This window comes from Priestia taiwanensis (assembly GCF_014638355.1).
GTDB lineage: Bacteria > Bacillota > Bacilli > Bacillales > Bacillaceae_G > Priestia_D > Priestia_D taiwanensis.
Window position 1 is genome coordinate 681140 of the sequence record NZ_BMFK01000001.1, and the last position, 14168, is coordinate 695307.

14 protein-coding genes are annotated in these 14168 nt (G+C 36.5%); 13 read left to right on the forward strand and 1 reads right to left on the reverse strand.

Annotated elements, in window-relative coordinates:
- Positions 1-298: 298 nt before the first annotated feature.
- The gene (gene helD, locus IEV41_RS03635) at positions 299-2548 is read left to right on the forward strand and encodes an RNA polymerase recycling motor HelD (protein ID WP_188387075.1); all 2250 of its coding nucleotides are present in this window, start codon (positions 299-301) and stop codon (positions 2546-2548) included.
- A gap of 310 nt (positions 2549-2858) precedes the next feature.
- On the forward strand, positions 2859-3371 hold the full coding sequence (locus tag IEV41_RS03640; protein ID WP_188387076.1) for a hypothetical protein: 513 nt from the start codon (positions 2859-2861) through the stop codon (positions 3369-3371).
- Between the two features lie 56 nt (positions 3372-3427).
- On the opposite strand, the gene IEV41_RS03645 is transcribed toward IEV41_RS03640, so the two are convergent.
- Complete coding sequence (locus IEV41_RS03645) at positions 3428-3901, reverse strand: GNAT family N-acetyltransferase (RefSeq protein WP_188387077.1); 474 nt, start codon at positions 3899-3901, stop codon at positions 3428-3430.
- Between the two features lie 177 nt (positions 3902-4078).
- Between IEV41_RS03645 and IEV41_RS03650 the strand changes: the two genes are divergently transcribed.
- From IEV41_RS03650 to IEV41_RS03700, 11 genes are all read left to right on the forward strand, one after another.
- Positions 4079-4351: a LemA domain protein gene (locus tag IEV41_RS03650; RefSeq protein ID WP_188387078.1), complete on the forward strand. Its 273-nt coding sequence runs from the start codon at positions 4079-4081 to the stop codon at positions 4349-4351.
- 185 nt (positions 4352-4536) lie between these two features.
- Complete coding sequence (locus IEV41_RS03655) at positions 4537-5031, forward strand: GrpB family protein (protein WP_188387079.1); 495 nt, start codon at positions 4537-4539, stop codon at positions 5029-5031.
- A 467-nt stretch (positions 5032-5498) separates the two neighbouring features.
- Positions 5499-5759, forward strand: coding sequence for a TIGR04197 family type VII secretion effector (locus IEV41_RS03660; protein WP_188387080.1), 261 nt, complete (start codon positions 5499-5501; stop codon positions 5757-5759).
- Positions 5760-5841: 82 nt separating this feature from the next.
- On the forward strand, positions 5842-6204 hold the full coding sequence (locus IEV41_RS03665) for a DUF3958 family protein (RefSeq protein WP_188387081.1): 363 nt from the start codon (positions 5842-5844) through the stop codon (positions 6202-6204).
- Entirely contained in the window at positions 6201-7592 is a 1392-nt protein-coding gene (locus IEV41_RS03670) for a T7SS effector LXG polymorphic toxin (RefSeq protein ID WP_188387082.1), read from the forward strand. The genes IEV41_RS03665 and IEV41_RS03670 overlap by 4 nt, the downstream gene beginning before the upstream one ends.
- 1 nt (position 7593) lies before the next feature.
- Entirely contained in the window at positions 7594-8262 is a 669-nt protein-coding gene (locus IEV41_RS03675; protein ID WP_188387083.1) for a hypothetical protein, read from the forward strand.
- Positions 8263-8419: 157 nt separating this feature from the next.
- Positions 8420-9094, forward strand: a complete 675-nt coding sequence (locus tag IEV41_RS03680) for a hypothetical protein (protein WP_188387084.1) — start codon at positions 8420-8422, stop codon at positions 9092-9094.
- 48 nt (positions 9095-9142) lie between these two features.
- Positions 9143-9412, forward strand: coding sequence for a DUF4176 domain-containing protein (locus IEV41_RS03685; RefSeq protein WP_188387085.1), 270 nt, complete (start codon positions 9143-9145; stop codon positions 9410-9412).
- Positions 9413-9588: 176 nt separating this feature from the next.
- Entirely contained in the window at positions 9589-11496 is a 1908-nt protein-coding gene (locus tag IEV41_RS03690) for an McrB family protein (protein ID WP_188387086.1), read from the forward strand.
- The gene (locus IEV41_RS03695; protein ID WP_188387087.1) at positions 11486-13327 is read left to right on the forward strand and encodes a hypothetical protein; all 1842 of its coding nucleotides are present in this window, start codon (positions 11486-11488) and stop codon (positions 13325-13327) included. The genes IEV41_RS03690 and IEV41_RS03695 overlap by 11 nt, the downstream gene beginning before the upstream one ends.
- A 223-nt stretch (positions 13328-13550) precedes the next feature.
- The gene (locus IEV41_RS03700; protein ID WP_188387088.1) at positions 13551-14132 is read left to right on the forward strand and encodes a GNAT family N-acetyltransferase; all 582 of its coding nucleotides are present in this window, start codon (positions 13551-13553) and stop codon (positions 14130-14132) included.
- Positions 14133-14168: the final 36 nt, after the last annotated feature.

Here is a 14168-nt window from a genome sequence, read left to right on the forward strand (position 1 = left end):
CCTTTGAAATAGTGATATGTGGAGCAGTAGGATTAAACTCCGCATTAGGTCCTATTGGGAGGGGAAGTAAATTTCGTCTTTCGTGTGAAAATATACTAAAAAGAAAACCCGCTTAGGGCGAACCTAAGCGGGTTTTGTATTGAACGTAATAGACATTTATGGTAAGATAAAAAAACGACTAAAGACTCATTATTTGAATATGTACATTTATATCCAATTTAATTATATATTTATTATAACCAATTGTCAACTGCTTTAGTCAATTTTTTTCGTAAATGTAACAAGGGAGTGTGTTGGAATGGATGAACTAAAAATCGAACAAGAACGTGTGTATGATGTGATTGAGAAAATCGAGCGTACTAGTAATGATTTACGAGACAAAATGCAAAATGTTGCATCAGATATTATTCATATCCGCAAGAATTTTTGGGAAGATGTGAGAGTGAATTTCGATAATGCAGATGATGCGTTAGAAACACATATGTCACTTCGACAACAGACGGAACTATTATCAGAGAGAGAGCGAAGTCATCAACATTCTAATTCAAGGTTACGTGTACTAGAAAAACTAACATATACGCCGTACTTTGGACGTATTGATTTCTTGGAGGAAGGGGAAAAAGACGTCGATTGCCTTTATATTGGTATTGGTTCTTTCCACGATGAAGAAACGGATCAATTTCTTGTATATGATTGGCGAGCACCGATTTGTAGTTTGTATTATGATTCTAGTTTAGGTCACGCGTCTTTCAAGGCACCAAATGGTACGATTGAAGGAGATATTCAGCTGAAAAGACAATATGTCATTCGTAATGGACAAATACGTAGTATGTTTGATACAGGAGTAACAATTGGAGATGAAATACTACAAGAAGTACTCGGTAATAATAGCGATGCACATATGAAAAGCATTGTTGCGACGATTCAGAAGGAACAAAATAAAATTATTCGCGATGAGAAACATCGTATTTTAATCGTACAGGGGGCAGCTGGTAGCGGGAAAACATCTGCGGCACTTCAACGTGTTGCTTATTTATTGTATCGCTATCGTGATTCGTTACAAGCAGATCAAATTCTTATGTTTTCACCGAATCCATTGTTTGCTAGTTACGTTTCTACCGTGTTACCTGAGCTTGGTGAAGAAAATATGCAACAAGCGACGTTTCAGCAGTTTGTTGGAAAGAAAATAGAAAAGCACCTGCACGTCGAAGATCCATTTAGCCAAATGGAGGATATTCTTTCATCACCAAATAACGCAAAGGTGGAAGAAATGCAAGTGAAGGCGAGTATGGATTTTATGCATATGATTGATAAATATGTTACGCAGTTACAACATGACGGTATCGTCTTTAAAGATATAACATTCCGAGGTCGAACGCTTCTTTCTGCGGAGCAATTAACAACTGAATTTTACGCAATGGATCATTCGACTCGTATTCCAAATCGAATGAGATTGCTTGCGGAATGGGTAATGAAAGAGTTGAGGATGCAAGAACGAAAAGAGCGACAAGAAGCATGGGTAGAAGAGGAAATGCAGTTGCTTAATAAAGAAGATTATATGGATGCATATCATAAAACACAAGAGAGTGATAACGAGTTTACAGGATATGAGCAGGAACAGAACTTACTTGCAGCCCAAGTTGTTGCTGACCACTTTAAATCATTATATAAACGTGTTAAACGTTTGAGGTTTGTAGACTCGTTTGAGACGTATAAACAATTATTTACTCGTTCAACAGAGCTTCCGAAAGAAATGTGTGATAGGAGTTTAGGACGATTAAATGAAAATAAACTAAGCTACGAAGATGCAACGGCCTATTTGTATGTGAAAGAGGTAATAGAAGGACTTGGACGAAATGCATCTGTTCGTCATTTATTCATTGATGAAGCTCAAGATTATTCTCCTTTCCAGTTAGCATATTTGAAGAAGTTATTCCCGCATTGCAAGATGACCCTTCTTGGCGACTTGCATCAAACTATTCATATTCAAGCGATGCAGACGAACTTTTTAACAGGAAATGCCCTGTTCGATCCAAGTAAGACAGAAACAATTATATTGAAGCGAAGCTATCGTTCAACTGAGCAAATCATTGATTTCACTCGTTCTCTTATTCCTGGTGGTCATGAAATTGAGCCGTTCAATCGAAAAGGAAGTAAACCACTTGTCGTGAATACAACAAATATTCAACAACAAGTAGAGAACTTGAAGAAACACGGACATGGGACAATCGCTATTATATGCAAAACGGAGAAAGAAACGAAGGAAGTGTATGAAGAGTTTGGTAAGAGTATGTCATTATCCATGATTGAAAAGGAGACAACATCACTCCAGCAAGGTGTACTCGTTATGCCTTCTTACTTAGCGAAAGGAATGGAATTCGATGCAGTTATTGTATACGATGCATCGAACTATGTGGGCGAGAACGAACGGAATTTATTCTATACTGTATGTACACGTGCGATGCATGAGCTCGTTATTTGTTATACAGGTGGGATGAGTGATTTCTTGAAGGAAGTACCTGCTTCGTTATACGAGCATGGTAGATAAGTTATACCTAATGGTCACGATTTTGGTCACATACTATAAATATGCCATCCGATTTCTATATCAATGAATGTTGATACGCTAGCAAAGTCTTTAACGATTAGTGCACACGTAATGCATGAGCTAGTTGTTTGTTATATAGGGGAAATGAGTGGTTTTTTGAAGGGAGTACCTGTTTCATTATACAAATGTAACAAGAAAGAAACAAAATAGCACAAGGGAAAAGCACCTTGAATGTCGTATATAGGTATAAACGACATGCGAGGTGCTTTTCTCATGTCGAAACATCTTAGTGGTGAAGGAGGTGGTTCATGTGGGAGAAGCAGTACAGTCTGCCTACATGTATCGAACGATGTTTCGTTTTTCTCGCCGCTTTATTCGTAGTATGAATGGTAGCCTATTATTAACAGTGAAAATTAAAGAAGCGTGGAAGCCGAGATATTATTTTCATGAAGGAGACCACTTATTCTGTTACGGAGTGTTAACAGTATCCAAAGGTATGTTGCTTAAAAAGTTCGACGTGTATAAGGGTGTCCACGAACACATGGCGACAGTGATGGAGAAATCTAGCCTTCAGAAGCGTCACGTGTTCAAAGAATATACAATCCTCATTGGTACGAAGGAATATGCAGCAAAATATACGATTGCTGGTAGAAAGTTCATAGTGGAAGATAAAGAAGGGAATATATGTGTCGAAGGAGAAACGATTTCTTCTATTTGGGCAGCAATTATTAAATATAAGAAATACAAAGTAGATGTGTATGATAAGGAACATGCTTCATGTTTGTGGTTGGGCCTTATAAAAGGGATGCAAGAATTAGAGTAAAGCAATCATAAATATGGCACTAGCTATTTAGCTAGTGCCATGACTATCATTTATTATTAAATGTTAAGTTTTGTCTGTATAGGTGCTATCCATTTCAAAATAGCTTCACCAAATTCATCGTATTCACCTGTTAATGCGAAGCCGAAGCTTTCGTATAGTTGTTGTGCTAAGTTATTAGCTGGGATAATACTTAAAAATATTGTATCTGTCACATATTCCTTTTGAATTGTTTCAAGTAGTAAAGGAATGAATCGTTTTGCGTAACCTTTTCGTTGGAAATTACGGTCGATCATAAAGCGATCCAACCACACTTCTATCTCGGGTCTCACATCAATGTTAATACCGTACATTGCATATCCAACTAGTATATCGCCGTCATATAATCCAACTGACTTCCATTGTGTATCATACATTGCTTCTGCTAGGCAGAAAGCAGTGCTTTCAATATACGATTGCTGTTCGTCTGCTACAGTCAAATTCGCAACAGCTCTCCAATTTGCTTTCGTCACTTCACGAATGTGAAGGCTCATAATTCCATCTCGCTTTCTAAACCATGTTTTGTACCAAAGTATAGGCTAGTACCTATCCTTTTATGATAAGCGATATTTTTAATCTTGCAAGGTATAACGATTCTTTCTGAAAGTTCGTACGAATATCGTTCTGTTTAGGACGGGCTTTCATATAGTAGAAATAAGGGGGAAGATGCGATGGAAAATAATCAAGAACAATTAGAACGTATTTGTCAATTAGCGGATGAGATTGTGGCGACGCTTCTGCAAGAGCGAGCTTTTAATCATACGCCAACACTTCGTGACGCAGTCGAACATTTAGCTCGAACAACGAAAGCGTTAGCTGCGATTCAGCTTTCAAATGGAGAGCAAGCCGATGATGTGTTACGATATTCTGTTACAAAAATGAAAATCGCGTCGAATGCAGTGAAACAACAATTTCAAACAAAAGCATCGATAGCGGAGATGTAAACCTTGCGACAAGTATGCAAGGTTTTTAATTTTAGGAAAAGTGGTGCGCAATTTTGGGGATTAATATATCTTTGTAGCGATAAGGATAGTTAAGGTGTGTCTATCTTGTGAAGGTTTTGGGAAATGCTGGCGTGATATTACTAAGAATGATAGTGTGTATGGTGTATAGAAATCGAGGTGAGCATATGGAGTGTGTACACTTTTTAGAACAAACCGAAATTAAAGAAAGTATACATAGTGAATTTTCCCGTCATAAATTAATGATTATGAATGTACTTCCACATGCAGACATACAACACGTTGGAAGCACTGCTATTCCTTACTCCATCACAAAAGGAGATTTGGATATTCAAGTTCGTGTTTGGAAAAAGGACTTTGAGAAGGCTGTTGAAATGCTCTCTACGTTATATGATGTGAATGAAGGGAGTACTGAAACATCTTTCTTCAAGGCATTTCAAGATGACACGTTAGTTATACCAGTGGGGGTACAGCTAACAGTCATTGATTCTGAATTAGATATTTTTTGGAAAATACGTGATACTTTATTAACAAATGATGAACTTCGTGTAGAATATGATAATTTAAAAAGAACATTCGAAGGGAAATCGATGGAAGCGTATCGAGAGGCGAAAGATGAGTTTTTGGAACGAGTATTAGCTGCGTTTAAATGGAATATATAATGTGAAAGATTGTCAAATTAATCATATCTATTATTCTTTTCGATAAATATGTGTTCTAGAGAATATGTTAGAAGTAGTTTAGATGTTACATAATGAATAAGTAGAAAATAGTCGCAATGGTTTCTTTAATGAAAACGTTGCGGCTATTTTTTATTTATAGAGAATGAGTACATGATCTAAGAAAGAGGATGTAGTCTACTTGACCCTTAATCTCCCCATCTCATAGAGTGAAGTCTACTCCTATTTACCTATAACAAGTATTAGGAATTCATGGTATAATTTGTATGTTTATTATAGTGAAAATTCATAAAAAGCAAATAAATCAGCTTAAGAGGCTGGACTATTGGTGGAAAGATTACGGAGTTTTAAAGAGAAAATATTATGTAAAAGATATAGGACAGCACATCAGAGAATATTTTCATAGGATACTTAAAGTTTTGAAAGAAAAAGATAGGAGGATGCAATCGATGGTGCAAATTCAAAGTAATTCGCAAAAAGCGAAGCAACTAGCAGGGAAAATGGGACTGGCCTCAGATGTGATTCAACATGCGATAAATAGGTCGATTACTCAATCGAATCGGACGACATTGACAATTAATTCTCGTGCTCAAGAATCCAATCAACAAGCTATGCAGTTAACAAGACAATTCCATACGGCCTTTCAACAAGTGATTAATAATATTCATTCTGTTAACAACGAATTTGAGCGAATGGACAATGAACTTTAAAAAAGCTTTAACCATTCTTCTTTAGTGGAGAATTATCCACCATTTCGTTAGCTTTTGCAAATGGGAAATGTAGGAGGGGAAAATGAATCTAACCATTGAGCAAAAAATAAATAAATTAGATTATCAATTAAGAGATATATCCGACGAACAATATAGAAATCAATTAGCTATTCAAAAACAAAAACAAACTGAGAAAGAATTTGATTGGATAAAAATGCAAAAGAATCGTTTGTTTGAATACATTTTAGGAACATGGCAACATGATCGAGAACTAGGTTCACGTTTAATTGATATGCAAGAAAACACAAAACAGCTAGAGCGAAAACTTACATATGAATTAGAAGAACAATGTAATATGTTGCAAAAGGAAAAACAAAGCTTAATTGATCAAGAAAATGATATTTATAATAAGCGGTATACATTGTTGAAGGAGGTGGAGTCGTGAGTTTAAACATGTTTATAGGGAGCGTTAGAACACAGTCACAAAGCATGAACGATTTCTGTAATGCAACGATTCAAGGGATGGAACAAGCAATTCGTTCAATTGATGCTTTCGCAAGTGATGTGATTCTACAAGGCGCCACATACGATAGTGCAAAAGCATTTCTTATGCAAACGTATCGGCCGCTCGCACAAGGAATTATCTATTTATGTGAAGAACTAATTCGTCAAAATAATGCATTCCCTACTGATTTCCAAGCAGAGGTCGCTTCGGTAGACGTCATTGAATATGACATATTAAATCAAATTAAAGAAATTGATCGTTCGATATCAGCTATGGAATCAATAGACGAAATGCTACCAGGTATCTCAGCTATGCTAAATGTCTATTATGCAATGAGACGAGAACTAGAAAATAAGCTAGAGCGATTATACAATTTTAATAGTGCATCTAGCGGTAATTATAATACGGCAATTGCATTAGCGGAAAATATAGCTAAAGGCCTTGCTGAAGTTCAACATAAAGGTTTCCACGCAACAAGCGGTACATTCAGTGTTAATGGAATGAACATGGAATGGGCCTCATCAATAAAGGAGATGATAGCCAATAAAGCAATCCAAGAGAAAAAGCATATAACAGAAGAGGAATCGGAAGAATCTGTGAACCAAAATGTTGAATCAAGTGAAAAAGAATCGTTGCTTGGTATGACAGGATTTAATTGGATGGCTCCGATAGATGGACCCGGGAATAGTTTCGGGACATTTACTGGTGCAGCAGCGGTAGCAGATGTAGCGTATAGAGTAAGGAATGGCTATATGGTAAGGTACGAATTCGATCGAAAAAATAAACGAATACTAGTAAGAGATAGCTATGAAGCTGTTAAAGGTCATAAAAAAGTTAATGGTCGACCTAGGGACTATAAAATTTATTACGTGGATGACATAGAGAAGAAAATAAAAAATAAAACGGCTTCTCCCAAGTTAAAAGAAATAGACGCGAAAATAAGTGCAAGTAGTGCAGGGAAAGCAGCCTTTTTAAATAAGCTTGGATGGGCTAGTGTAGCTATCGATTCGTATACAGATACAAGTGAAAATCTTCAAAATAATGCATCGACAGATAAAATAGCAGGGGACATTATTGGGAATGTTGTTGTGGGAGGAGGAACAACAGCGTTAGCTGCTGTAGGTACTGTCCTCGTCCTTCCGGTATCGATGCCTGTTCTGGCAGTTGCAGGCGTTGGATTTGTCGCTTCATTAGGATTAACTTATTTCACTGAAGGTATAAAGTGGGATACAGATTTTGATGGTGACGGGGAAGATGATACTATTAAAGATATGGTAAAAGCAGGCGCAAAACAGGCCTGGACAACAGTAGCAGGGTGGTTTGATTAATATGAAAAAGATAACAGATTTTAATAAAAAAGCTTTTGAAAATTATATGGCTGTTTATGCTGTAAAGGATATAAGATTCAATGTCCTTGCGCTTGTTCTAGTGATAGCAGACTTTTTTATTCTTTTACCGTCAACCTCTTCACCTTTTCAACCAATATATGTGTATATACTAGCTCCTCCTATTGCTTTTCTGAATTTGTGGGCGATATGGATTAGTATTAACCCCAAAAAAAGACAAGTACAGTACACCTTATTCCGGGGAGTATTTGGGATTGTATGTTCATTAGGTTTATTAATTATAGCTCAAAAATTTGCATATGGCATGTTGAAATTACAAACCCCACTATATTTTATTTTTTCCTTTAGTTCGTATTCCTTTGCTTTATATTATTATTATCGAAGTCATATTAAAAAACTTCAAGAACCAAAAAAGAAATCTAAATCTTCGACAGGTATTGGTGCTGTAGGAGTTGCATCTTTCGTGGGGTTAGGACAAATAGTTGGTAATATAAGTATTGGTTTTGCATCACAGCAGATGGTGGCAATTGTACTAATGAGTTTTTACTCCTTGTTTGCGCTTGCTTTACTTCATTTTATTATGGAACTACATAGGTACTACTACTTAAAACAACATTTAAAAGATGGTGGGAAAACAGATAGAGCTTATTAAAAATGAAATATTCCGTTGATTTAATAGTTAATTGATAGGTGTAATGGCTGGAACAGTTACATCTTATGTTAATCTTGGAGAAGGTTATGATTTTAAAGATATGGTGAAAACAGGTGCATCAAACCGTGGACAATCGAAATAGGGTGGTTTGATTAATATGAAAAAAATAAGTGATTTTAATAAGAAAGCTTTTGGGAATTATATGGTTGTCCATAGCCTATATGGTATGAGGGGGAATATAATAGCACTTATTATTGGAATGCTAGATATATTTATTCTTTTACCGGCATTGGCCCCTCCTTTTCAATCAATATATGTGTATATATTAGTCCCCCCTATTGCTTTTCTAAATTTATGGGGAATCTGGATTATTATCAATCCTCGAAAACGACAAGTACAGTACACTTTGTTTCGGGGAGCATTTGGCATCGTATGCTCAGCGGGGTTATTAATTGTAGCTCAAAAATTTGCATACACCACGCTAAAACTACAAACGCCACTTTATTTTATTTTTTCTTTTAGTTTGTATTTCTTTGCTTTGTATTACTATTATCAAAAGCATGTGCAGAAGCTTTGCAAACAAAAAAAGAAGTCAGTATCATCACGTGGAATTGGATCTATAGGAGTTGCATCTATTGCGGGAGCAGGGCAGATAATTGGTGGCATTCTTATTGGCTCAGCATCACAGCAGGTAATGGGAATTGTAATGATGAGTATTTACTCTATGCTTTCGTTTATGTCGTTCCATTTTATTATGGAACTTCATAGGTATTATTACTTAAGAAGGTATATAAAAGATGAGGGAGCAAGATTAGAAACCTCTACAGATTGAGGATTGCACTCATTTAATAGATATAGCATGAGAAAGGATAAGGGGAATATGGAATTTTCAAAAGAAAAGTTGTTACCAAATGGTTCTATTGTCTTGTTAAAAGATGGGACGAAGAAAATTGTGATTTATGGAAGAAAACAAATACTTTTGCTGGAAGAACCAGTTATGTATGATTATATTGGTTGTTTTTATCCAGAAGGATATATTAGTCCGGACTATACATTTGTATTTGACCATGAAGATATTGAGGAGATTATCTTTGTTGGCTTTATGAATGAGGAAGAAGAAACGTTTATAGAGTTACTTAATACAAAATAATATACAAGTAAGAAATGGTATTTGTTTTAGGACTACCTCTTCAATTGTTAGACGTGAACTAACAGTTGAAGGGGTAGTTTTTTTATGTCAAATAGGTATTCTTTTTTGTATGGAATGAAACGAATCTGCTTAAAGCGTTATTTTATGAATACAATGAAGTAAAAGGGGGGATGAAAGTGCGTGTGAAGCGGACGTTGCCACAGAAAATGGCGCAAAATTTGAAAGATATGGTGTTTGTTGGTCGGTTGATTTCGGATGATGAGGTATCGCCTCCTCGCATAAATGCATCGGTAATGGAGCAGGACGGTGACGGTTATTTCTATATAAAATGTTTATCACTAATCCCAGATAAGTTAAAAGAATATTTATATGATGATCAAATGATTTTCATGGGTAATACGCGGAGTAAGCAGAACGTGGAGAAGTTACGCGAATGGGAGAAAGCGTGGAAAGTAAGGGAAAGAGAGAAAGTGCAAAAAATACAGCAAACTCTACAAAATAAGCTACTCGTTTTCACACTATTATACATGGACGAATGTTTATGGGTTGAGCTTCTTTTGGCGAAAGAAACAGAAATAGAAGATTCATATGCACTTATTCCACAACCGTTACTAAAAGCTGGTAGCCAGCACGAAGAATTAGAACGGAGATTACTAGAAGGTCGTTCTCCTATCGTGTTAATGAAGTATCCGAGTGAATTCCCTTCGCCAACCATTCTTTACTATGACGGGGTGTTATATTGTAATATATCTCTGAAGTCAACGATTAATAGTTATTCGTATGTAGCACAAAATGACGACATTGTAGTATTAGATATGAAAGAGCGGTGGGATGATGTAGTGGAAATCGAAGTGGATACGCATCTGTGTATTCTTTCGACAACAATGTTGGATTTATTGCGAGAAGAAATCGAACAAAGGGGTTCAGTTCTTCGGAAAATGGAAGACGGGGTAATAGAGGAAGAGGAACGAATCTTTTATTCTTCTTCCGAGTTGAAGTTTCTTCACTATGTCAAACAACTAATGAAACAAAAAGGGTTCCATTATGAAGAGCGGGATATTATTAATTTTCATACGTGTTTGAAGACAGGTGGAATAACCATACTCGCTGGAATGTCGGGAATTGGAAAATCAAGGTTCGTGTCAATGTACGGAGAAGCGCTAGGGCTTACATATGGAAAAGAATTAGTGATGATTCCCATTACACCTTCTTATCAAGAACCTAATGATTTACTCGGTTATTTGCATCCGACTACAGGCGTATATCATGAAAGTGAAACGGGATTAACGAGGTTGTTGTTAGAAGCAGAGAGAAATCCTGATACGTTATATATGATTATTTTCGATGAAATGAATTTGTCGCAAATTGAGTATTGGTTTAGCCCGTTTATTTCGCTCCTAGAAATGTCGGAAGAAAATCGCTATCTTTCATTGTTTCACGAACATAACTATTATGTGGATCGCTTCTATAAGCCGAAGGTTCATATTGGAAATAACATTCTCGTTATTGGAACAATTAATATTGATGAAACGACAAAGGACATTTCAGATAGGTTACTAGACCGAATGAATGTCGTCTTTTTATCGAAGTTGCCGTTTTATTCGTATGAATATGCAAACGATAAGGAAGCAACGTATGACGGGGAAGCAGTTACGACTTCTCTTTTCTATGAGGAGTGGAAGCGACCACATGCTGGATTACTAGGATTGAAAGAGACGGAAGTGCAATTTTTAGATGATTTCCATGTGTTGTTGCAGAAGCACGATCCGTATTTAGGAATCTCGTATCGTATTGCAAGTGGAATTGCGGCGTTCCTTGCGAATGTGCCGACAGAAGCGAAAGGGATGTACGGAATCTCGCGTGAAGAAGCATTTGACTTGCAAGTGAAGCAACGTATTTTAACGAAAATAAGAGGAGCTTCTTCTTCGATTGGGGAATTAGTAGGTCAAGTATCACAGCCGAATGGAGCCATTGTACGGATGTTATCGTCGGATAAAGGGAAAGAGGTATCTTCTTTCGAGCATAGTATCCACTACATTAAACAAAAAGCACACGAATGGGACTTATACGGTTATGTCCGGTAAAACGACTGTGATAGGAACGAAAGAAAAACTGCCGTTTTTAATAGAAATCTTAATCGGAGCAAAAGGGAAGGAAGAGAAAATCCCTGTTCAACGATTAAGTGTAGATAGACGGAATTTACAGCCATGTACGTATTCCTTTGTAGAATTAAAGCCAATTCATTTGCGATTACATGTAGAGGAAGAACATAAGGTTGAAGTAGTGTGGAACAAAGTATACAACGATACGAAGGAAGACGATAGTATAAATAATTATGTCTTAACGAAGGCTATACCACGAGTAACGGTATATGAACATCTTGTGACAGAAGAATACTATCCATTTCGGTGCGGGATGTATCATTTTTCTGTTGTGTATCAAGATGAGGTGTATTATGGTGCTTTCCGTATTATTCCGAAGAATTTAGATAATAGTCAATTTGATGCCATCCTTCAGTTGCTTAATAGTATGTTCGTATCAATTGCCTATGATAATGAACATTATGATGAGAATCAAGTGAAGAAGCGGGAATACGATGATTATTCTCTTTTGAAATGGCTTATTGAAAATGAGCAAATGATTTTGCAGGCGTATCAATATTTGGAAAAGAAAGAGAAAGTGTCAACAGTTAGTTATTATGAAATAGCGAACTACCCGCGGAAGAAAGATCGAAAAGCCTTGCAAAAAGAGGAGTCTATCTCTTTCATGAAAGCAAAAGGATGGAAGCATGTGAACAAGCGCTGGAAAGTAGATGAGAAGAAAGCTAGATTGCAGGGGATTGTAAAATACAAGACAAAGAGATTGCTCGTTTACCTACACCATATTATGTTAACATTACTAGCAGAGAAGCAGCAATTACGTGATCGTGTAGAACAATTAAAGGAAGAACAGCGACATACAAATGTTTTTTTGCGTGAATTAGATAAAGCGTTAGCTATTACTGGGAGAGAGAAGACGAAATACAAGCAATTGCAACATTTAAAGCGCGAAGAAGTGACGAGAATGAATGAGAAGAGTGGACATATTGATAGTATCCTAGAGCCGCTCCAACTCATCCAAAAGCGCCTGAAGACGATATTGTTGAAGTCATTCTGGAAGCATGTAGAGGAAGAGAAGACCCTTCTTTATCCATCTATTCTTTCGTATCCGTATACGGTATTGTTTCCGTTTTTTGAGTTGATGGATAAGGTAGAACGGCAACAGCAGCCATTTGTAATGCTGCATACAGCGTACAAACCGACGTATTTATTGTATGAATATTATTGTTACGTCTCACTGATTTTCTTATTTTGTGACATGGGATTTCGTGCGCACGGAAAGCCGCTAAAAGAACAGTGGAAAGATAATATTGTTGGATATGATTTGAAAGACGGAAGCACCGTTATTCTTTCAAATGGAACGTATGTTGTACACCTCATTTTTAATGAATTAATTGAAATTAACGAGCAATTAGCGCTCAAAAAAGGCGCTACTTTCTTTACAGGAGAGGAAACACGGAAGCCTGATATTCGTATTGATGCATATAGAGATGGTAAATATGTCTCGTCACTCGTATGCGAGATTAAGTACAGCCCGATGTTTAACATCTACCAGCCAATTGCTAATACCAAGGCGATGGAACAGTTGTATAAATATTGGACGATTAAGCATATACGAGAAGAAAATGGAGAGGTACAGTATATACGCCAACCCATTCAAGAAGTTATTTGTCTATATCCTGGAAGCTCGATGCACCCAGTTCAACTTGAAACGGGGTGTGGTGTATTTTTGCAGTATTATCCGACGTGGAAAAAGGCAGGGAGTGTAGGAAAGAAGGAGTTAGTGACAATGATAAAAAAATGGTTAAGCCTTTAGTTGAGTCACTTCTTTTGCCATGGACATAGAAAGGGAGATATACTGTATATACCTAATAATTGGATTTCCACCTAATTATTAGGTATATATCGTTATTTCCGAGTTTTTTTGAAGGATTTAACGAAAAAAGAGCGAAATAAAATGTATGCGCTATCATTTTGTGTTAAGATAACTAATAAGATTAAGAGATAAATGGGGAATTTATGTGAAAGGTGGGGAGAAAATGTACAAAATAGCACGTTCACAAGAGGAAGAAAAGTATTTTCAGCAGCTTTGGGGAGAGTATTGTGATGAGAATAACATTCCGTTCATTGATAACTGTAAACATGCATCACGTTATTTATTATTAGATCAAGAGGGTACGAAAATGGGGACATTAGAATGTGCACCATATAACCCAGAGCAAGGGTCAAACACGGAGCATTTTTATTCATTTTCTTCTTCGAAAGAAATGGAGAGTATTCGTCATAAAAATATACATGAAATCGGTAAACTAAGTATCGAAAGATCGCACCGTGGTCAAGGATATTTTCGCTATGCAATGGCTGTCTTATTAGGTCATGCGATGAAGCACAAAGTCGATTGGTACGTTGCAGTTGCGAATTTCCGTCTATATTTATTTGCGCGCACAATGGGATTCCAAGTAGAAGCAATTGATGATAGTTTTTATTTAAATGGAAAAATTAAAGCGGTTCCAATTTTATTAGATGTAAATCACGCTATTGAACATATGAAAACATTTAAAGAGTACGGCCACTTAGTAGAAACATTAAAAAAAACACGTAAAAAGCAAGTACATGTATAAAAAAAGATAGCCCCATACCGGAGCTATCTTTTTTTA

What these genes read in the sequence shown, in the direction of transcription:
- IEV41_RS03650 (WP_188387078.1), top strand. Translation starts at nt 4,079, where the DNA reads ATGGAAAATAATCAAGAACAATTAGAACGTATTTGTCAATTAGCGGAT.
- helD (WP_188387075.1), top strand. Translation starts at nt 299, where the DNA reads ATGGATGAACTAAAAATCGAACAAGAACGTGTGTATGATGTGATTGAG.
- IEV41_RS03655 (WP_188387079.1), top strand. Translation starts at nt 4,537, where the DNA reads ATGGAGTGTGTACACTTTTTAGAACAAACCGAAATTAAAGAAAGTATA.
- IEV41_RS03680 (WP_188387084.1), top strand. Translation starts at nt 8,420, where the DNA reads ATGAAAAAAATAAGTGATTTTAATAAGAAAGCTTTTGGGAATTATATG.
- IEV41_RS03660 (WP_188387080.1), top strand. Translation starts at nt 5,499, where the DNA reads ATGGTGCAAATTCAAAGTAATTCGCAAAAAGCGAAGCAACTAGCAGGG.
- IEV41_RS03665 (WP_188387081.1), top strand. Translation starts at nt 5,842, where the DNA reads ATGAATCTAACCATTGAGCAAAAAATAAATAAATTAGATTATCAATTA.
- IEV41_RS03695 (WP_188387087.1), top strand. Translation starts at nt 11,486, where the DNA reads ATGTCCGGTAAAACGACTGTGATAGGAACGAAAGAAAAACTGCCGTTT.
- IEV41_RS03700 (WP_188387088.1), top strand. Translation starts at nt 13,551, where the DNA reads ATGTACAAAATAGCACGTTCACAAGAGGAAGAAAAGTATTTTCAGCAG.
- IEV41_RS03685 (WP_188387085.1), top strand. Translation starts at nt 9,143, where the DNA reads ATGGAATTTTCAAAAGAAAAGTTGTTACCAAATGGTTCTATTGTCTTG.
- IEV41_RS03675 (WP_188387083.1), top strand. Translation starts at nt 7,594, where the DNA reads ATGAAAAAGATAACAGATTTTAATAAAAAAGCTTTTGAAAATTATATG.
- IEV41_RS03645 (WP_188387077.1), bottom strand. Translation starts at nt 3,901, where the DNA reads ATGAGCCTTCACATTCGTGAAGTGACGAAAGCAAATTGGAGAGCTGTT.